Source organism: Ferrimonas sp., from assembly GCF_048263965.1.
Lineage (GTDB): Bacteria > Pseudomonadota > Gammaproteobacteria > Enterobacterales > Shewanellaceae > Ferrimonas.
In genome coordinates this window covers 88,363-107,066 of record NZ_JBLXDO010000004.1, presented here as the reverse complement: position 1 = coordinate 107,066, position 18,704 = coordinate 88,363, and the positions used below count along the sequence as shown (strand labels likewise).

Genomic DNA, 18,704 nt, shown 5'->3' with positions numbered 1-18,704 from the left:
CTGAGGGGTTAGCTTCGGCCGTGGGGCCTGTCCAGATCCAGCTGGGGGCCCTCGGGCACCACCTGGGTCGGGTTGATCATGGTGTGGCTGAAGTAGTAGTGACGCTTGATGTGGTGCAGGTCCACGGTGTTAGCTATCCCCGGCTGCTGATAGAGCTCCCTCAGGTAGCCTGACAGGTTGGGGTAGTCGGCGATCCGCTGCTTGTTGCACTTGAAGTGCCCCACATAGACAGCATCAAAGCGCACCAGGGTGGTGAACAGCCGCCAGTCCGCCTCTGTCAGGCTGTCGCCGGTAAGATAGCGGTTGTCGGCCAGCCGCTTGTCCAGCTTATCCAGGGCATCAAACAGGGAGGCATAGGCTTCGCTGTAGGCTTCCTGGCTGGTGGCGAAGCCTGCCCGGTATACCCCGTTGTTGATGGTCGGGTAGATAAAGTCGTTCAGCGTATCGATGACCGGCCGCAGTGCCGCCGGGTAGAGATCCAGGGTATTGCCGGTAATGGCGTCGAACTCCGAGTTCAGCATGCGGATGATCTCCGACGACTCGTTGCTGACGATGCGGTTCTGCTGCTTGTCCCACAGCACGGGCACAGTGACCCGGCCGGAGTAGCTTGGGTTGTTCCTGGTGTAGACCTGATGCATATGGTCAAAGCCAAACAGGTGGTCGCCACTGCTGCCGCGGTCGGTGTCGAAAGTCCATCCCTGTGCCAGCATGTCAGGGCTGACCACAGAGACACTGATGTGCTCCTCCAGCCCCTTGAGCTGGCGATAAATCAGAGTGCGGTGTGCCCAGGGGCAGGCCAGGGAGACATAGAGGTGGTAGCGGCCGGACTCCGCCTTGAAGCCCCCTTCACCACTGGGGCCCGGGGAGCCGTCGGCGGTAATCCAGTTTCTCAGCTGGGCTTCCTCCCGCTGAAACTTACCCTTGGTGTCTTCTGTTTCGTACCAGACGTCCTGCCATACGCCGTCCACTAATCGTCCCATGTCAGTCTCCCAGAGTGCCAAATTTGCCTGATTGATAGTCCTTCACTGCCTGGCGGATCTCCGCTTCGGTATTCATCACGAAGGGGCCCATGTGGACAATCTCCTCGTTGATGCGGTTGCCGGAGAAGATCAGGGCTCCGCCCCCTAATTCGCTGCTGAGTTGCAGCGGTGCGCCGGGATCGGCCAGCAGCAGATGGCCGGCACCATAGCCATTGATGTGACCGCTATGAATATAGATAAACAGCTGCTCATGGTGGCCCCTGTCCAGCTCGGTGTTACCAGCCGGTGAGAGTCGCAGGTCTGCGACTGAGGCCTGCCCTGCCAGCTCATCTATGGGGGAGCGGACCTCCTGACCCTCCATCTGCCATTCGCCTGCCAGGGCGCGCAGCAGGGCGCCATCATTGCCTTGGATCTCAGGAATTCCCTGGGCGATCGAGTCCTGGTAGCGGGCGGGGCGCAGCTTGTCTTTGGCGGCCATGTTCACCCAGATCTGGAAGCCGTGCATGCCACTGGCACCGGCCACTGGCATTTCGGAGTGCACCACGCCAAACCCCGTGCTCATCCACTGTACATGACCCGGACCAATGACCTTGCGATTGCCCATCTGGTCCCTGTGTTCAAAGCCGCCATCGATGATGTAGGTGAAGGTCTCTATGCCCCGGTGGGGGTGTGGAGGAAATCCTCCGATGTAGTCCGCTTCGTTATCAGACTTGAGCTCATCAATCATCAGGAAGGGATCCAACATCTGACCGCTGAAGTCGGCAACCCGGGAGATGTTGACCCCGTCTCCATCCTGGGTGGCTACGCTCCTGGCGAGATTGAGAATCTTCATGGTCGCTCCTTAAGAATTTCGATGATCCAACCCTAGCAGGAGCCCAGAGACACAACTATCGCAAAGATCTGGTCACTAGATTCTAAAAAATAGAATGGATGCCGGTTAGGCGCGGGAAATTCTTGCCTTATCTAGCAACTACCCTGGGTCTGGCCGGCCTTTTATTCGAATTTTACGAACGCCGAAGGGAGGGTTAAACAGGGGGAGACCCCGTCACAGCGGTCAGGAGAGTTGGGGTGCAGTCGTTAGCGGCAAGAATAAATCAAAAATGCTGAAAATGAATTCAACATTTGCTGCTGGTGCAATCTGCCAGAACTCTCCTTTGCGGCACATCTGCCGGGGTGGATGTTCTGTTGGCGGGTGCCTGGCCAGAAGAATTCATCGGTTTATCCAGGTCGATGCGGAGTAATCCCGAAGTCTGTTGCGTCTTGGTTAAGTTGATATGGGTCACCATATTTAAGTCATTGTTTCTCTTACTATGCCTTGGACCATTTGGATGGTTATTCCTTTGTTGGAGAAATGATGATGAAACTTACAACTAAAACTCCGCTGGCAGTGATGCTGGCCTCTGCGCTGATGATGAGCGGCTGCAGTGACGGCGACGATGGCAAGGATGGTGCGCCGGGAGAACCTGGTGCTCCCGGTACTCCCGGAGAGCCAGGTTTGCCTGCGGGCTCCTTTGTCGATACCGCCAATAGCCCTGCGGATCTGGTCTACACCATAGTCCCCACCGATGTGGTGATTGAGCCCGGAAAACCCTTCGCGGTGAAGTTCACCGTGACCGGCAAGAACACCAAGGGTGAAGACGTGCCTTTCGTGGGCCTGGATAAGATCGCCCTCTACCTGACTGAGCAGGTTGCCAACGAGTCCGGCACCGGTGCCCCCTATCAGTGGATAAACCACGGTGTGGCCACTGAATTTGGTTCCTCCCTCTATTGCTCCCCCACAGGGGCGACCACGGATCGCAGAGGCAATGAGGTTCAGGCCTGTACTCTGGCCGAAGATGAAGCCAATCCGGGCAGCTACTCCCTGACCTGGGAGCACGATGGTGAGGCTCCGCTGATCTGGGCCGATGCCGACATCAACAACCTGCACCGCCTGATGATCCGCTCCTACAACATCGTCGATGATCAGGGAGTGGGGCTGTCGGACAAGGTACTGACCCCGCCGATGGACTATGTTCCGGCAACCGGCGAGTTGGCCGTGTCTGAGAAGGACATCGTCAGCAGCAACGCCTGTATCCGTTGTCACGGTGAGAAGGAGGGATGGATAGAGAATATTCACGCCCACCACAACTATCAGCGGGTGGAGAACTGCGTCTCCTGCCATAACGTGCAGATCAATCTGCCCGACAGTGAAAACAGCGTGGCCGATGACAATGGGGACATCAAGGGGTTCAACCCCAACTTTGCCCCCATGGTTCACCGCCTGCACGCTGGTCATCACATTGAGGACGCCCTGCTGGGCGAAGCCAAGGAGATGTTCGGTGAGATTGGCTTCCCAGCGGACATGAGTGAATGCTCTGTCTGTCACGACAATGGCGCCGGGTGGGCGGTCAACATCTACGCCGATGCCTGTCAGGCCTGTCACATCGATGTGAACTTCGAGACCGGTGAAAACCACGCCGGCATCGTTCCTCAGGACGACAGCGTCTGCGCCGGTTGTCACGGTGCCGGAGCCCTGAGCCCGCTGGAGGCCCATAACGTGGGTGGCCGCTCGGCGTCCGAGTCCGCCTTTGAAATTGTCCTTTCCAGCATCGCCATCGACGATGTCACCGGCGACATGACCCTGGTGTTTGATACCACCGCCCGCCTGGCGGATGGCGTGGCCGTGGCTGATGCCATCCTGCGCGATGACATCATGTTTGGTGAAATTGAAGCGGACGGCATCTTCAACCAGTCCGGTACCATCAATCTGCTGAAAGGTGACGAGTCCAGCGGCAGCTATACCCTGATAGTGAATGCGCCCGAACTGGTGGGCAACAGCGCTTACTTCGTGCCTGATTTTGCCATCTGCACCGACGGTGCCGACATGGTGGCCTGTGCCGACGTGGAGCTGAAGGTGTCTGCCACCATGGCACCCACCTACTGGAACTTCGCCAATGTTGATGGCAGTGACTTTATTGCGCCCCGTATCGAGAGAGAGAATGTCTCCATTGATGAGGATACCTGTAATAACTGCCACGACAACCTGACCTGGGTGAAGCTGGGCCATAACCATGGTGCCAACCAGTTCACCACCTGTGTCAGCTGCCACAGTCCCAAGGATGGCTTCACCGGTTCCTTCCACAGTCAGGTCAGCGCCATCGGCAAAGACGCCGACGGTAACGATGTGGTCGTGGACGTGAAACCGGCACAGTTCTACAACCGTGACCTGATGACCGTGGCTCACCGCTATCACAGTGGCGAGTGGCACGTAACCGGTCCTCACGGTGTATTCCGCCGGGTGGATGACCAGGGCGTCATCGGTGATCTCAATGGTTACCCGGATGTTCAGAGTGATTGTCAGGCCTGTCACAAGGCAGACGTGAGCCTGTTCACCGCCAATGGCACCCTGGCCTCGGGTAAGGACGCCATCGCCATCACCAAGGACTTCGGCACCACCTACGGCTACATCTCTCCGGTCTCCGAGAGCTGCCGTAGTTGCCACGTCCACAATACCGATGCCGCCAAGGCCCACTTCGCTGCCAACGGTGCGACCCTCACCGAGGAGCCCGCCGATAGCGCTGCCGAAGTGAGCATTGAGAGCTGCGGTGTGTGTCATGCCGAAGGTAAGACCTACGGTATCGATTCAGTGCACAGCGGTCCTGCGCACTAGCGTTTGCATTTCCCTGCAACGCACCAAGCCAAAGCGCCTTCGGGCGCTTTTTTTGGTGTAAGAAAAGATCATGAATAATAAAGGAAAATAAAGTTCTTCTTACTGTTATGAGTGACTGTATTTCCGTGACGGAGCTCCGTAAAGCCCGAGGTGGGATCGCCTATATTAGCCTTTTCAGATGTCGGGGCATTCGATGAAGCGGCTCAATGATGTGAGTATCTTTTCGTTCCAGGTGTTTGTACTCGTCTATGAGTCGCTGAACTCAATGACAGTGGCCCAGGCTCTGAATGTTCCTGCCTCGAAAGTCAGCCGAATCCTGAATCAACTGCGTCACGCCCTGGATGATCCCCTGTTTCACCGAAAGCAGTATGGATTTGAGCCCAGCGAGATGGCCGTGCGCATCTACCCTGAAATGAAGCGGGTACTGGAGTTGGCTGAGCAAGCCTGTTCACTGGATCAGGATGAGCACAGCCGAATCAAGAGAGAGGTGTGCATCGCCGCTCCGTCTGGCCTCAGGGTCGGTCTCTCCCTTCACCTGAAAAAGCTGGGGGAACAGCACAACCAGAGTTGTACCTTCGTGGTTAAACCCACCAACTACTACGTGGAGCGGGATATTCGCCAGGGGGACATCGACCTCAGTATCTCCAACGAATCCTCGGTGGCAGAGGGGGTAAACAGTCAGTTCATTACCCAGTCCAACTCGGTATTTGTGGTTGGCTGTCAACACCACCCCATCTGGCAGGTCGCCGAAGATAGGATGTTGGAAGAGATTATCCGTTTCCCCTTTGTGGTCAATGGCATCCCTGCATTCAATGATCGGATTGACCCCCTGGAGGTCTATGCCCGGGATCTGGGGCGGGAACTGGCGATTGAGGCCAGGGTGTGTGACATTGCCGAGCTGGCCAACCAGCTTCTGGACACCCGATCACTCTCCTTCGTTGGCGGGCTGCCTGCCGTGGCACTGCTGGAGCGGATAGAGGGGATAAGGGTGGAGCGTATTCCCCCCGGCCAGATGGCCCTGCTTCATGGTCGCATGGGCGCCCCTAACTACTTTCTGCTCAGCTCTTCACGCCAGCACAGCTACCCTGAGTGGCTGATTGAGGCAATTTTTAACTATGTTTCCGACGCCGTGGTGATTCCCGATTAATTTTAGAGATAAATTAGTTGATTACTATATAAGAGTATTGGCTCTAATTGTGGGGGTGGTTTTTCATGCTGTGTTAGGGCGAGTGGAAAGAATAACCTCAGACTCTAGTTAATTGATTAAATAATATGAAAAACTCAGGCCTAAGGCGCATGCCGAGCCAGTGCTGGTGCGTATTTATGCGGACTTAGCGCCACTAAAGTGAATTTTTAGATTTGTTTTCAGCCCTTCTCATTCACGCCATTCATGCTACATTCGGCACTCTTAACGCCGGTCTCGACGTGTAAAGTTTCTCATTTCTATCTGGTTGGCGCGCATCTGATTTGTGGGATCTCTTCTCTGAAATATACAGAAGTTGTCCGAGAACTTTCATTTAAAATTATAGATATGAATAACATGTGGAAATGCTTCGTCTCAGTTGCATTGGTTTTTCTTCTGACCTCGCTGGTGTCAGCCTCAGAACTTGAACGGCCTCAGGGGCGGGTTCTGTTGACCATCAGTGGCAAGATAGAGCAAACCAATGCCGTCGGGGAGGCTCGCCTCGACCGGAAGATGTTGTCCCTGCTGCCTCAGAGTAGCGTGACCACCCTGACCCCCTGGACCGAACAGCAGCACAAATATGAAGGGGTGTTACTGTCGGATCTGCTGTTGTATCTGGGGGCGTCAGGTGGACGGGTCAAAGCCAGTGCGCTCAATGATTATTTCACCCATATCGATCTGGCCGAGCTGGGGCGCTATCCACTGCTGCTGGCTACCAGCGTCGATGGCAGGCAGATGCGGGTCAGGGACAAGGGGCCCATCTGGCTGGTACTGCCTTTGACCGAGTATCCCCAGCTGGATGAGGTCAAGTTCCACGAGAAGATGATTTGGCAGCTGCGATATCTGGAAGTGCTTGAATGAAGAGATTCAAGTTGTTGGTGCTTGCCGGTGTCGTGTTGCTGTTTGCCTTCAGTTCGGCGGTAAGTAGTCAGCGTCATAGCCAGATGACCAAGCTGCTCTCCCTCTCCATGAAGACAGTCAGCTGGTCTGCCGCTGAACTGGAGATGGAGCTGATCAAGCTGCAGCATGCGTTTCGACGTGTTGCCCTGTCCGATCTGGCCGCCGATGAGGCCAGAATGAGATTTGAGATCTTCTGGAGCCGGGTGGAGGTGTTGGCTGTGGGGGCAGAGGCCAGGGACTTCAGGAGTCACCCAGGGGTCGAGCAGCTGCTTGAGAGCCTGGGGAGCTCTCTGGCGCGGATGGATCCTGACGTGATGGCGCTGACAGACGGGGATGCCAGGGCGCTGGCGTTGCTGAAACAGCTGGAACCCATGGCGGAGCAGGTGCGCCAGCTCAATGTTCAGAGCTTTTCCGGAGACCGGGCCCTGTTCAACCTCAAGAGGGTGTTCGACCTTCAGTATGAGGCCAATATCTACCTTCTTGGGCTTCTTATCAGCGGTGCGCTCCTGGTGATTCTGGTGATTCGTGAGAGCCGCAACAATCGTCGCCAGGCGCTGCACGACAGCCTCACCAACCTGCCCAACCGTAACCTTTTCCAGAGGCGCCTTGAGCTGGCCATCTCCAAAGGGCGACGAAAGCGGCACAGGGTCGCCGTTTATATGATGGACATGAACGGCTTTAAGGAGATCAACGATCAGTTGGGCCATGCGGCCGGGGATCAGCTTCTGCGGGAGGTGGCCGCACGGCTGAAGAACTCCAGTGGAGAGGGAGAACTGGTGGCCAGACTCGGTGGCGACGAGTTTGGCATCCTTCAGCAGAGTGCGGCGGGCCCGGAGGAAGCCCTGGTGTTTGCCCGGCAACTGGCGGCAGAGATCAACACGCCAGTGACCATCATGGGCCAGCGGATCTCTCCCAGGCTCAGTATCGGCATCAGCCTGTTTCCCGAAGACGCCCTACAGCCAGATAAGCTGCTCAACAACGCGGACACTGCCATGTACGCTGCCAAGAACGAGGAGATGTGTTGTCGTCTGTTCGAACAGGAGATGGAGAACCGGGCGTTGCGCAAGCGGATCCTGGCGGACGATCTGGAACGTGCCATCGCCCGGGACCAGTTGCTGCAGTTGTATCAGCCCATAGTCTCGATGAAGAATCGCCAGGTGATTCTGGTGGAGGCGCTGTTGCGCTGGCGTCATCCTGTCTATGGGGAGATCTCGCCCCTGGAAGTGGTCGCCATCGCCGAGCAGTCGGGCTTGGCCGAGTCCCTGAACTTCTGGGTGATGACCCGGGCCTGCCGCCAGAATATGGCCTGGCGCACCCAGGGGCTGGTTTCCCCTAAGGTGACGGTCAATATCTCACCCATGATGTACAGTCGCTATGACCTGGTGGCCATGGTGGAGCGGGTGCTGTCCGAGACCGGGGTGCCGGCGGACCAGCTGGTGATTGAGGTGACCGAAGACACCACCATGCAGGACATTGAATCCTCGCCGCAGATTCTGTCCCGGCTGAGGGGGCTGGGGGTAGGGCTGGCGCTGGATGATTTTGGTACGGGTCACTCCTCCCTGAGCCACCTGAAGCAGTTGCCATTCCAGAAGCTGAAGATAGACAAGACCTTTGTCAGAGAGCTGGAGAGTTCTCCCAGAGATATTGAGTTGATCAAGGCCATTATCCATATGGCCCACGGGCTGGGCATGCAGGTGGTCGCCGAGGGGATTGAGGAGTACAGCAGCTACCGTCAGCTGAGTCTGCATGGGTGTGAGTATGCCCAGGGGTATCTGTTGTATAAGCCGTTGCCCAGTGACGAGATAGGGCAGATATTGAGCAGCAGTGTGTCTCCCGAGCTGCAGCAGCGCTAGCGGCAAAAAGCGGAAATTCCCCCCTCTGACTGGAAATGAGAGCGATTCTGACTTATACCGGAGTAAAGGCACTAGTTTTACGGCGACCGCTTCCGTTCGTGCCTTCCCATTTCACACGTTCGGCCAGTCAGGCGGTCGCCAACCCTCTTCCCCTTGGGCTAGAATGGCTCCCCTGACCCATAATCCACTTCCCCCAATGACCCAACTGGATGAACGCTATCGGCTGCTCCGGGCCGCTGACGAAACCCACTTCCACACCTGCTTCTACTGCGGCTGCATCGCCACAGAGCAAGACTTTGCGCCGCCGCAGGCTCACTGGGGAGCGTTTGAGCACCACCGTCAGGCGGCGGATAACCTGCAGATTCCGGCGTGCAAGGAGTGTGTCACCCTGTTAAAAGGCTGCACCATGGGGTTGTTGCAGCAGCGTCGAGATGTGGTTCAGGCCAAACTGGCCGCCAAGTACAAGAAGGCGATCAACGTCTACCTGCGTTGGAGCCAGGAGGAGGTGGCGGAGCTGGATCGTTCCCTCAAGCACAGCATCGCCGCAGGACTGACCCTGGGAGAGGAGTCCCATCGCCGGGCGAACTATCCGGGGTTCACTTACGAGGTGGACGGCAGCCGCGTGGCTGTGGAGCAGGTGCTCAGTCAGCCTGTGGTGGTCTTCGGCCAGCGCTTCGAGGGGATTAAGGCAGCCCTGGAGCACTCTGCCAAGGCCTACGGCCTCAGTCAGGGCAAGCTGGCTCAGGGGTTGGAGCAGCACAATGACAACCTGGAGGCGGTGATCCTCTCTCTGCAACAGCAGCAGCAGAAACAGTTGGAGGCGCGTCAGATGAATCGGCTGTGCGGGGAGTTTGCCAGGACCCATAATCAGTCCCGTCGTTATGTGGTTAATGCGGTTCAGCGTTATCTGGACCGGGACGACAGGCTGACTGTGGCTGAGGCGTTGGAGAAGCTCTACGACGAGAGGGTTCGTCACTTCAGCTGATCGTTCTCCTACATAAATGTTTTGTTTTATTTACCTTTAGCCATATTGTCATCATATGTAAGGGAGTTTATTTCTCCACTCCTGATTCAAAATTAAATTTATTGGTTGCTTTACCCTTTTCGTAAATACTCTTCTTGGCAGCATGTCTGCCAAGTCATATATGTACTCGCCCTTATCTTTTTAAGTTAATTCATTGTTCACTGTTGGTAATGGATTCGATGGAAATTGGGCATGAATTAACTTTTGGTTGTTGACAGGTAAATATGCAATCGAATGGCAAAGTGAATTTTGTCAGGGAACTCTATTCTCTGGCCAATGATATTCATCGTGATCAGGGCGCTCTGCGCCGCCTGTTTCGGACTACCTCATTCATGACTTGGGGCGTGATGCACTCCAAGGGGATACGGCAGCTTTCTTCGATACTGAAGTGTGAAGCCCTGAACCCGGTGATCCGTCTTAACCCAAAGGTGATCCAAAAGCCTTTTAAACCTTATGTGTGCCGAAGTTGGAACAGAAAGAGGCGAATGGAGGAAGTGGCCAGCCATTTTCAGCTTCTTTCTCAACTGTTCCCAAATACCATTGAGCAGGTTTATACCTATAAGAAAGTAAAACTCCTTCAGATCAATGATGAGGATGGGAATATTTATCACCTGTATATTGAGCAGGGGCATAATAAAGAGGGCAGTTTGGGTATTGCCTTAAGGGATGCCAACGATGTTGGGGTGTTCTCCTCGACATTCAGCCTGTCATCCAAGGAGAACGGCAGTTTATATGTCGGTGCTGTCCAGGGGCCATCCAGCAAGGTGGAGGGCAGGGAGAAGGTGATTCGCTCCCTGACCAAGGCGATGCATGGCCTTCGTCCTAAAGCGCTGATCGTCGAGTTGCTGCTGATGCTGGCTCGGGAGTTTCAGCTAGCCAATGTCTACGGGGTATCCAACCGCGGTCATATCTATCAGAGTCTGAGGTACCTGGGACGCAAGAAGCGGGGCAAGGTGAGTTTCGATTACGACACCCTCTGGCTGGAACATGGCGCCGAGCCAGCGGATCCCTATCTTTATGCTCTGCCTCTTACCCTGCCTCGTAAGGAGGTGGCGGAGCTCAAACGCAGTAAGCGCCGGCTCTACACCAAACGCTATCAATGGCTGGATGAGCTCGAAACCGAGTTTCGCCACAACCTGAAGGCACTGATGGTGCATTGATAAGAAAAGAGGAGGCCTGAGCCTCCTCTTCTGGTTTTAACCCTGGGTCAGGATAAAGGTCAGCCCGCCGCAGATGGCGGCCACCTGAGCCTCATTGCACTCCACAGGGGTGGCTGACGGGCTGTCCGGATAGACTTCGGTGGTGGTGACATAGCGGGCCTGGCTGAGGCCGGCACACAGTCCCAGTTTCTTGGTGGGGTAGTTGATTACGCCCTCCTGCTCCAGTGGCGCGCCGATGATATTGCCCTGATCGTCTGGGGGCGCAATATGGGTCACCTGACGTACCGCCTCGATCATCGCCTTCTGAAACTCAGGCTGAGGCTGGTCGCTGTCCCCCACCAGGTAGAAACCGTCCGGGATGACACCGGGTTCAAAGGGTTTGCCGTCGCGGGCGGCGAGGGCGGGGCGGAACTCCTCCTCATCGCTGTCGGTGGTTTCATGAAGGTCGAAGTGTGCCAATGGGGTGCCGACGGAGCCGACCAGCGCCATCAGGGCGGCAGCTTCCTCTGAGGGGCTGCCCGGGTAGAAGGAGCGGTTGGGGTCCACTGCCTGTGGGTTCCAGCGGTTGATCACCTCGTAGCCCCAGGGGCTGATGCAGGGGGCAATCAGAAAATTGAAGTGTTGTTCGAAGCTGGCGGCTTGAGTCTCTGCAAAGGCGAGGGCGCCGTGAACGCCTGAGGTTTCGTAGCCGTGGACGCCACCGGTGACCAGCACCACAGGCTTGCTGTCATCCCAGTGTTGGGTTTTCAGGGCGAGCAGGGGATAGCGCTGCGGGTCATAGCTCAGGGCGCCATATGGCACCAGCTCGAATTTCTCCTTCAGCTCAGTGATCTTGCTGACCACTTCCTCCTGATAGCTGCGCTTGCGGCCGATGCGCGCCAGCCACTGCTCTTTATGGGCTTGGGTCCAGGGCTGGCCTGGTGTGCCAACTGGGTAGAAAGGGGTAAGACTCATGTTGCTCCCTGTCTCGGGTTCCTTTGAAGGCACCAGTATAGAGACAGAGAGGCAACCGGGGTAGTCCACCTTTACAGCGGGGCCCCATTGATGGCCGACAGGGGAGTGTTCACACAAAACAGTTTGCCATTGACCGGGCCGATGCCCCACTGCGCCAATCTGGCGCTGTGCATCTCCAGATAGGCTTTGGCACTGGCTTCATCCTCAAACAGGTAGATGCCGCCGGCTTCGCCGCTCTGTGGATTCTCGGTCCAGATTTTCCAAACCATTCCCGGCTCCTGGTTGATCGACTCCGCCAGCTCTTTCATCTGGTCACTCATAGCCTGTCCCATCGGGCCCTGATAGGGGAAGTCGACTTGCAACATGGTTTTCATAAGGGGTCTCCTCTTGGTGAGATTCCATATTATTGGTCTAAAAAATCATGATAAAGTGCAAAATATAAAGCCCAAATGTAGAAGAAATAGACCATGAAGCTGAAGACAACTCTGGAGCAGTGGTTGACCCTGATAGAGGTGGATCGGGCAGGCAGCATACAGGGGGCGGCTCAATCTTTGAACAAGAGCCACACAACCCTGATCTACGCCCTGCGTAAGCTGGAACAGCAGTTGGGGATGGAGTTGATCCGCATCGAGCAGAGACGCTCTGTGCTGACCGATGAAGCCAGGGCGCTGCTGCGCAGGGCGATCCCCATGGTGGCGCAGGCCAGAACCCTGGAGATGGTAAGCAACCAGATGGCTCAGGGGGTGGAGTCAGAGATCACCCTAACGGTGGATCACCTATGTTGTCGACAGTGGTTGATGGGCCCCCTGGCCCGCTTTTCCCGGCAGTATCGCGGAACATCTGTACAAATTCGTGAAACATCACTTTCCGCTACCGAGCGGGCGGTGACCGAAGGAGAGGGGGATTTGGCCATCATCAACCTGCCGGTGGGCAATCATCTCACCGATCCCTTTGGGGTGGTGACCATGGTGCCCGTCGTGGCGCCCAACCATCCTCTGAGCAGACTGGAGTCGGTGACCATCTCGGATCTTATCGCCCACACTCAGGTGGTGGTGAGGGATCTGGGGGCGTCAAAAACCGAAGGTGAGCGGGATGTGGGCTGGCTGCGCTCTGAGCTTAGAATTACGGTGGATAATTTCGACCATGCCTGGGATGCGGTGCGAGCGGGCATCGGTTTTTGTCGGATGCCGGAACATCGCCTGGCGGAAGTGGACAGTTCGCAGGTGGTGAGGCTGGCTCTGGATGGAGGGGGGGCTTATCAGGTTCCTCTGCACCTCACTCTTCCCAAAGGGGAGCAGACAGGAGTGGCTGCCAGGGCTCTGTACCAGCTGTTGCTGGAGGATGCCCAGAGCAGGATGGGGCGCCCTGACGGCGCCCCAATCTGATCAAATGGCCTGCCCCAAAGCCTGGCGAATATGCTGCTCCAGGATCTGCTGCAGCCAGAAGGGGGTAGTGACCCTGCCGTCGCTGTCATGCCTGAGCCACAGGTAGATGGTTTTCGGGGTCTTGTAGCTCACCAGCTCTTCATACTGCTCGGCGCTGAGCTGAGTTGCCTTCAGGCCCTTAAACTCTCTGAAGAAGTTGGCGCAGGAGTCAAACTCCAGCACCGACAGGGCGTCGGATTCCTGCAGAGAGTGGGCAACGGCCCCCATGTCTGAGGCGATGGAGTCCAGTTTGAAGGGGACGCCCTTGCGGCGGCAGTAGAACTTCATCGGCGACTGGCTGTTGGGGTAACAGCTGTTGCCATAGAGAATTTGTGGGTAGCGGGCGATCTCTTCCAGAACCGGGTTATTCCAGACCGGGTGGGACTCCCTGGCCACCAGAAACACCTTCTTTGGGGAGGCGATCGCTTTGGAGATGACCCCATCCCGCTCCGCTGGTGTAAAGCTGAGTACCGCATCCGTTCGGTTGGCCGCCAGGTCGTCCAGGCTGGAGTCGTTGAACATCCGCAGGTGGACACTGTGGGGGTCGTCATGGGTGTCTGATGCTCGCCGAACCTTCTGAATCAGGTTGATCGCCAGCTGAGGGGGGGTGGCGATATGCAGGTTCTTGTGCTGATCCATCTCCTGAAAGTGGCTGATGGCCGCGACCGATTCGGACTCTCCCAGCAGCCGGCTGAGGATGGGGTAGAGTCGACAGGATAGAGGGGTGGGCTCGAACCCATGCTGACGGCGGATAAACAGCGGATCCGAGAAGGATTGCCTCAGGGCGTTCAGGCTTCGGCTGATCTTTGAGGGCGGAACGTCCAGGATGCTGGCGACGGCGATGGAGTTGCCGTGCTGGAACACCAGACAGAATACCCGGATGACAAAGAGGTTGATGTCTCTCAGCTTATCGATATTGGTACTTGGCACTCCGTTACTCCTCTTCGCCGGCTTCAGGCAGGACCACTGTGTTGACCACAAACTCACTGATGGCAGGCAGTAGCCACTCCGGCAGGTTCCGTCCACGGGGAGGACTCAGCAGGAAGTAGCTGGGAACCCCCATGCGTTGATGCAGCAGATCAAACTGATCCTGGGGCAGGCGACGGACCTTGAGATCGGACATGCGACTCAGGAACTCGGCGGCGTACTTCTGGCCCACAAAGGTGAGGCTGGATGAGTTGTCCAGCTGATCCGTCAGTTCCGTCAGCCCGCTGACCTTGACCTCAACCTCCAGGCTGCGATCGATGTCATTGGCATACACCTCCAGAGGATCGATGCGATCATTGAAGGCCGGGCAATCGGCCACAATGAAGGGGTAGTCGATGATCTCTGCCAACTGTGGCTGGGGCGAGCGCTGCCAAATGGGGTGGTCGTGACCGCCCGCCAGATAGAGGCCGGTCCCCTTGGTGACAAATTCACTCTTTACCCCTTCAGAGTTGCTGGATTCGAAGGAGATGGCCACATCCACGTTGCCATGCTGGATCTCGTTGTCCACATGGTGATTGATGGGTTTGACGATAAAGGTGAAGTGCTGATCATGCTTCTGGGCATGCTCCTGAAGGCTACGGGACAGCCTGACGCACAGGCCGGTGGGACAGGCGATGGTCAGCTCCTGCTTCAGCCTGTTGTTATCGTCCATGTCTACGGTGCACGCCTGCCCGGCCAGTTCCAGGATCTTCTTCATCTCAGGGTAGATGCGGGTGGCCATCTCACTGGGCTCAAATCCGTACTGCTTACGGTAAAACAGAGGGTCGTCCAGGGCATGGCGCAGGCTGTTGAGACAGCGACTGATCTTGGAGGCGGGCACATTCAGGGTTTGGGCAACACTCAGAGAGTTCAGTGACTCGTAGACGAGCACAAACACCTGGAATGAGAAAATATTGATGTCTTTAAGTCTGTCCATCACCGGGCCCATATCGGTTTTGTGCAACTATACGGTATTGCAGATATTGGTTTCCTGATGCAAATCACAGAACTGCATCGAATTCTGTACTTTCTTTATTGTTAAACAGGCCAAAACTGACCATAAGTGACTGATTTTTTGATTCTTGCAATAAGTGAAATTGATGAAATTGAGGGATATATTCAATATATCAGTTGCAGTGGCTAGTCATATTCGACGCTATTTTAAGATGCATTTTCAATATGTCTGAGCCCAGAATGTCAGGCCCATATTTCATTCGGAATAAAGGGTGAAGCTACTTCTTTGTATTTATTGCGCTTCTTGCAACCCAGCCGGTTCTGCTGACTGACAGAGCTTCAGAGTGAACTGAGCCGCAGGCTCAGGCCGGGAGAAGAGGAAGCCCTGAACCAGGTCACAGCGCTTGCTTTGCAGCACCCGGTATTCCGCTTCGGTCTCCACCCCTTCGGCCACCACCTTGAGTCCTCCCTGATGGGCCAGTGCCAGAATCATATCCACGATGGCGGCGTTATCCTGAACTTTGTCCAGGTTGGAGACAAAGGCCCGGTCGATCTTCAGGGTGTCGATGGGCAGCCGCTTCAGGTAGGAGAGGGAGGAGTAGCCGGTACCGAAGTCATCCATGGCGATGGTGACACCGCTGGCTTTGAGCTCCTTCATGGTATCGACCACCCTCTGGGGATCGCTGGCGGCTACCTCTTCGGTGATCTCCAGCTCCAGTAATCCGGGGTGGATGCAATGGTGTGCCACGGTATCGGCCACCAGTTGTGGGAAACTACTGTCCTGGAACTGTTGGGCCGACACATTGACCGCCACCGGACAGCCGGTGATGCCCCTGGCCTGCCACTGCGCCAGCTGCCGGCAAGCCTCATTCAGCACCCAGTTGCCCAGGGGCATGATGAGTCCAGACTGCTCGGCCACGGGGATAAACTCCCCCGGGCTGACCAGTTCACCGTTGCGACGCCAGCGTATCAGCGCCTCTGCTCCGGCAACCTGGGCACCGTTGGCGGTTACTTTGGCCTGGTAGAAAAGCTCAAACTCATCGTCACTGAGCGCGTTGCGCAAAGCACTTTCGGTCGCCAGCCAGCGCTGGGTCCTGGCGGTCAGTTCGGCATCATAGAAACGGTAGATGCGTCCAGGCGCCACCAGGGCGTGGATGGCAGCGTCGGCGTTGCGCATCAGCCTGTCGCTGTCTGAGCCATCCTGAGGGTAGCGGGTGATGCCGATCTTGACGCTGAGATTCAGCAGGCGGTCACCGATGCAGAAGGGGTCATTTGACATGGTCGCCAGGGAGCAGGCCAGTTGCTTGAGGTGCTCGGGCTCGTTGCTGCAGGTCAGCTGCACCGCCCAGGTGTCGTCGCTGTAGCGGTAGAGGATGGCGTCACAGGGGCTGACGCGCAGCTTCTCCTGGATCCACTTGCCTATGTGCTGAATCACTTCGCCGCCGAAGGCGTGGCCATAGGTGCCGGTGATCAGCGGGTAGCGCTCCAGTTTGAGCAACACCAGGGCGCCGCTCTCCCCCTCCTGCTGGGTCTGTTGCAGGGCGTCCTCCAGGGAGCGGCGATTGGGCAGGCCGGTCAGGCTGTCGTAGAAGGCAAAGCGGAACAGCTGGTCCCTGTCCTTCAGTCGTGAGTAGAGGGCAACAAGAACAAAGAGGGAGACCACCACGATGGCGATGGTGAAGCCAGAGAGCAGTTGAGCCAGTCGGTCCACTTCGGTGAGGGCGGATTCGCTGTCCTGCATGGTGATCATGCGGATGCTGGCCTGCCACAGATCCAGTTGGCCCTGGGCGTCAATGGCGGCGGATTGAGCGTCGGAGAGGTGCTCCCTGAGTCTGTCCCAGTCACTGTCGGGCCGGGTCATTTCGCGGTCAAAGCGGTCGGCATGCAGCTGCATCTTGGTGAGGGTGGTGCGCAGTGCCAGTGCGTCCTGATCGCTTATGCCAAGCTTTATCAGGTGGTCGATGTTGTGGTCTATCTTGTCATCTTCGAGGCGGCTGCCTGACAGATAGGCCTGCCGTTCGGTGGTGGCGTAGTAGAGATAGAGCTGGTTGACCCTGTTGCTCAGGGCCCGCTGCAGAAATCCGATGGTTTCCAGCTCGGGGATGTGACGTTCCACCATCTCCCGGGAGTCCTCCTGAACCATAAAGCCGGTCTTGACGCTGAGCCAGCTCATGGAGGCCAACATGGCGGTCATCAGGAGAAACGCGGCAAACATCCATTTGGCCATGTGCTTCGATCCCAGTTTGGGGGTTCCTGTCTGCGCCATCCGGCTGTATCCCTGAATTCCATCGGAAGCGGCAGTGTATCAAATTCATCATTTGTTACCCCTACCTCATTGGTTAACATGCATTTAATAATCACTAAAGGGTTTGAAACACCAGGCAGGTAGGGGATGGCTCCAGGTTCGATCACTCTGGCTGTGGCTGGACTGACTTACTCAGTACCCGGGACTACAATGGGAGGGGTGACCGGAGGGATAAGCATGGAACTGCACTGGATATGGGATTGGGTCGGCTATGCGGCGTCCATCGTTGTGGCGATTTCGCTGACCATGGCGGACATCAAGAAGTTGAGATGGTGGAACCTGCTTGGGGCGGCCCTGTTTGTGCTTTACGGCTGGGCGATTGCCGCCTATCCGGTGATGTTGGTGAATGCCTTTATCGTTGTTATCGACGCCTACTATCTGATTAAGATCTACCGCCATGAGGCGGAGGAGGCCAGCTGAGCCTCAACCCTCCAGTTCTCGCTTAAAGGCCGCCGGGGTTTTTCCTGTGTGGCGTTTGAAGTATTTGATGAAGTGGGTGATGTCTTCAAACCCCATCTCGAAGGCCGCATCCTGAACTGAGAGTCCGTCCATGGTCAGCTTGCGCTTAATCTCCAAGATGATGCGAAAATCGATCAGCTGCTTGGCGGTGTGACCACAGCAGGTTTTGCACAACTGATTCAGGGATTTATAACTGATGTGCATCAGCTGGGCATACTGGCTCGCTTCGCGAATCTCGGTGAATTGCGTATCCACCAGGCGCAGGAACTCTCCGAAACGCTCCTTCTGCTGTTCACTCAGGTGAACAAGGTGGCCCTCCCTCTGCTTGGCCAGCTTGAGCATTACGGCTGACAGCAGCAGTTGCACTATGACGCCGCTGTCCGGCCCCTCTCTCATCGCTCTTGTCATCTCGCTCAGCATAGCCCTAGTGCTTTCGTACAGCTCGCCGGACAGGTGCAGTATCGGAAAGGCGCTCAGGCTTTGATGTGCAGGTACAAAATAGGAGGTGCGGATGTTGGCGGCGCTGGTGGCGAAGAACTCCCGGGTCTGCAGCACCACTTTGCCTTTGATTTTGTTTTCTGGGTCAAATTTATGCGTTTGATATTTATTAAGAAATATGACGCATTTGGGCTCGTATGAGTAGGAGTGGAAGTCGATGTAGTGCTCCCCCTCTCCCTGTTCCACAAGAATAAGACAGAAGTGACTGACCCTGTGAGGTTGGTAGGGGTTGGCACCCCGGTTACAGAGTTCTTGAAGAAACTCCTCAAGGTCCAGTACGTCGATGCCTGTCTTACGAAGCTCAGGGCTGTCGTAGGTGATCTGGGGAATGTCGTCGATTTTGTCCATCTATTGGGCTTCTCAAGAGGCTTCAGCACGGAGACTGTAAAGCAGAT

General features: G+C 56.3%; 16 protein-coding genes. 8 read left to right on the top strand and 8 right to left on the bottom strand.

The genetic code is table 11. The features are described 5' to 3' along the window. Positions 1 to 8: 8 nt before the first annotated feature. On the bottom strand, positions 9 to 980 hold the full coding sequence (locus tag ACN0RV_RS05945; RefSeq protein WP_417346453.1) for a glutathione S-transferase family protein: 972 nt from the start codon (positions 978 to 980) through the stop codon (positions 9 to 11). A 1-nt stretch (position 981) separates the two neighbouring features. Next, positions 982 to 1,812, bottom strand: a complete 831-nt coding sequence (locus ACN0RV_RS05940; RefSeq protein WP_417346451.1) for a pirin family protein — start codon at positions 1,810 to 1,812, stop codon at positions 982 to 984. Between the two features lie 525 nt (positions 1,813 to 2,337). Here ACN0RV_RS05940 and ACN0RV_RS05935 point away from each other — a divergent pair. From ACN0RV_RS05935 to ACN0RV_RS05910, 6 genes are all read left to right on the top strand, one after another. Beyond that, positions 2,338 to 4,629 carry an OmcA/MtrC family decaheme c-type cytochrome gene (locus ACN0RV_RS05935; RefSeq protein ID WP_417346449.1) on the top strand — a complete coding sequence of 764 codons (2,292 nt, stop codon included), beginning with the start codon at positions 2,338 to 2,340 and terminating at the stop codon, positions 4,627 to 4,629. A gap of 193 nt (positions 4,630 to 4,822) precedes the next feature. Continuing rightward, a complete protein-coding gene (locus ACN0RV_RS05930) occupies positions 4,823 to 5,776 on the top strand; it encodes a LysR family transcriptional regulator (RefSeq protein WP_417346447.1) in 954 nt (317 codons plus the stop codon). Between the two features lie 444 nt (positions 5,777 to 6,220). Then, positions 6,221 to 6,673 (top strand): hypothetical protein, encoded by a 453-nt coding sequence (locus tag ACN0RV_RS05925; RefSeq protein WP_417346445.1) that lies wholly within the window; start codon positions 6,221 to 6,223, stop codon positions 6,671 to 6,673. Then, positions 6,670 to 8,565 carry a putative bifunctional diguanylate cyclase/phosphodiesterase gene (locus tag ACN0RV_RS05920; protein ID WP_417346443.1) on the top strand — a complete coding sequence of 632 codons (1,896 nt, stop codon included), beginning with the start codon at positions 6,670 to 6,672 and terminating at the stop codon, positions 8,563 to 8,565. The genes ACN0RV_RS05925 and ACN0RV_RS05920 overlap by 4 nt, the downstream gene beginning before the upstream one ends. Before the next feature lie 163 nt (positions 8,566 to 8,728). Further along, positions 8,729 to 9,550, top strand: coding sequence for a hypothetical protein (locus ACN0RV_RS05915; protein ID WP_417346441.1), 822 nt, complete (start codon positions 8,729 to 8,731; stop codon positions 9,548 to 9,550). 263 nt (positions 9,551 to 9,813) lie between these two features. After that, entirely contained in the window at positions 9,814 to 10,749 is a 936-nt protein-coding gene (locus tag ACN0RV_RS05910) for a VirK/YbjX family protein (RefSeq protein ID WP_417346439.1), read from the top strand. 36 nt (positions 10,750 to 10,785) lie between these two features. Here ACN0RV_RS05910 and ACN0RV_RS05905 read toward each other — a convergent pair whose 3' ends face one another. Together ACN0RV_RS05905 and ACN0RV_RS05900 are read right to left on the bottom strand one after the other, a co-directional pair. Further along, on the bottom strand, positions 10,786 to 11,703 hold the full coding sequence (locus tag ACN0RV_RS05905; protein WP_417346437.1) for a M14 family metallocarboxypeptidase: 918 nt from the start codon (positions 11,701 to 11,703) through the stop codon (positions 10,786 to 10,788). Positions 11,704 to 11,774: 71 nt separating this feature from the next. Then, the gene (locus tag ACN0RV_RS05900) at positions 11,775 to 12,077 is read right to left on the bottom strand and encodes a monooxygenase (protein WP_417346435.1); all 303 of its coding nucleotides are present in this window, start codon (positions 12,075 to 12,077) and stop codon (positions 11,775 to 11,777) included. Positions 12,078 to 12,170: 93 nt separating this feature from the next. On the opposite strand from ACN0RV_RS05900, the gene ACN0RV_RS05895 reads away from it, so the two are divergent. Then, entirely contained in the window at positions 12,171 to 13,088 is a 918-nt protein-coding gene (locus ACN0RV_RS05895) for a LysR family transcriptional regulator (RefSeq protein ID WP_417346433.1), read from the top strand. Here ACN0RV_RS05895 and ACN0RV_RS05890 read toward each other — a convergent pair whose 3' ends face one another. From ACN0RV_RS05890 to ACN0RV_RS05880, 3 genes are all read right to left on the bottom strand, one after another. Beyond that, complete coding sequence (locus ACN0RV_RS05890; protein ID WP_417346431.1) at positions 13,089 to 14,057, bottom strand: LysR family transcriptional regulator; 969 nt, start codon at positions 14,055 to 14,057, stop codon at positions 13,089 to 13,091. 4 nt (positions 14,058 to 14,061) lie between these two features. Continuing rightward, on the bottom strand, positions 14,062 to 15,030 hold the full coding sequence (locus ACN0RV_RS05885) for a LysR family transcriptional regulator (protein WP_417346429.1): 969 nt from the start codon (positions 15,028 to 15,030) through the stop codon (positions 14,062 to 14,064). Positions 15,031 to 15,339: 309 nt separating this feature from the next. After that, complete coding sequence (locus ACN0RV_RS05880) at positions 15,340 to 17,313, bottom strand: putative bifunctional diguanylate cyclase/phosphodiesterase (RefSeq protein ID WP_417346427.1); 1,974 nt, start codon at positions 17,311 to 17,313, stop codon at positions 15,340 to 15,342. Positions 17,314 to 17,529: 216 nt separating this feature from the next. On the opposite strand from ACN0RV_RS05880, the gene ACN0RV_RS05875 reads away from it, so the two are divergent. Beyond that, a complete protein-coding gene (locus ACN0RV_RS05875; protein WP_417346425.1) occupies positions 17,530 to 17,772 on the top strand; it encodes a hypothetical protein in 243 nt (80 codons plus the stop codon). A 3-nt stretch (positions 17,773 to 17,775) separates the two neighbouring features. Here ACN0RV_RS05875 and ACN0RV_RS05870 read toward each other — a convergent pair whose 3' ends face one another. Continuing rightward, positions 17,776 to 18,657, bottom strand: a complete 882-nt coding sequence (locus tag ACN0RV_RS05870) for an AraC family transcriptional regulator (protein ID WP_417346423.1) — start codon at positions 18,655 to 18,657, stop codon at positions 17,776 to 17,778. Positions 18,658 to 18,704 lie beyond the last annotated feature (47 nt).

Bases quoted from the DNA above. Each gene is read 5' to 3' on its own strand.
- ACN0RV_RS05945 (WP_417346453.1), bottom strand. From the start codon at position 980: ATGGGACGATTAGTGGACGGCGTATGGCAGGACGTCTGGTACGAAACA.
- ACN0RV_RS05940 (WP_417346451.1), bottom strand. From the start codon at position 1,812: ATGAAGATTCTCAATCTCGCCAGGAGCGTAGCCACCCAGGATGGAGAC.
- ACN0RV_RS05935 (WP_417346449.1), top strand. From the start codon at position 2,338: ATGAAACTTACAACTAAAACTCCGCTGGCAGTGATGCTGGCCTCTGCG.
- ACN0RV_RS05930 (WP_417346447.1), top strand. From the start codon at position 4,823: ATGAAGCGGCTCAATGATGTGAGTATCTTTTCGTTCCAGGTGTTTGTA.
- ACN0RV_RS05920 (WP_417346443.1), top strand. From the start codon at position 6,670: ATGAAGAGATTCAAGTTGTTGGTGCTTGCCGGTGTCGTGTTGCTGTTT.
- ACN0RV_RS05915 (WP_417346441.1), top strand. From the start codon at position 8,729: ATGGCTCCCCTGACCCATAATCCACTTCCCCCAATGACCCAACTGGAT.
- ACN0RV_RS05910 (WP_417346439.1), top strand. From the start codon at position 9,814: ATGCAATCGAATGGCAAAGTGAATTTTGTCAGGGAACTCTATTCTCTG.
- ACN0RV_RS05905 (WP_417346437.1), bottom strand. From the start codon at position 11,703: ATGAGTCTTACCCCTTTCTACCCAGTTGGCACACCAGGCCAGCCCTGG.
- ACN0RV_RS05900 (WP_417346435.1), bottom strand. From the start codon at position 12,077: ATGAAAACCATGTTGCAAGTCGACTTCCCCTATCAGGGCCCGATGGGA.
- ACN0RV_RS05895 (WP_417346433.1), top strand. From the start codon at position 12,171: ATGAAGCTGAAGACAACTCTGGAGCAGTGGTTGACCCTGATAGAGGTG.
- ACN0RV_RS05885 (WP_417346429.1), bottom strand. From the start codon at position 15,030: ATGGACAGACTTAAAGACATCAATATTTTCTCATTCCAGGTGTTTGTG.
- ACN0RV_RS05880 (WP_417346427.1), bottom strand. From the start codon at position 17,313: ATGGCGCAGACAGGAACCCCCAAACTGGGATCGAAGCACATGGCCAAA.
- ACN0RV_RS05875 (WP_417346425.1), top strand. From the start codon at position 17,530: ATGGAACTGCACTGGATATGGGATTGGGTCGGCTATGCGGCGTCCATC.
- ACN0RV_RS05870 (WP_417346423.1), bottom strand. From the start codon at position 18,657: ATGGACAAAATCGACGACATTCCCCAGATCACCTACGACAGCCCTGAG.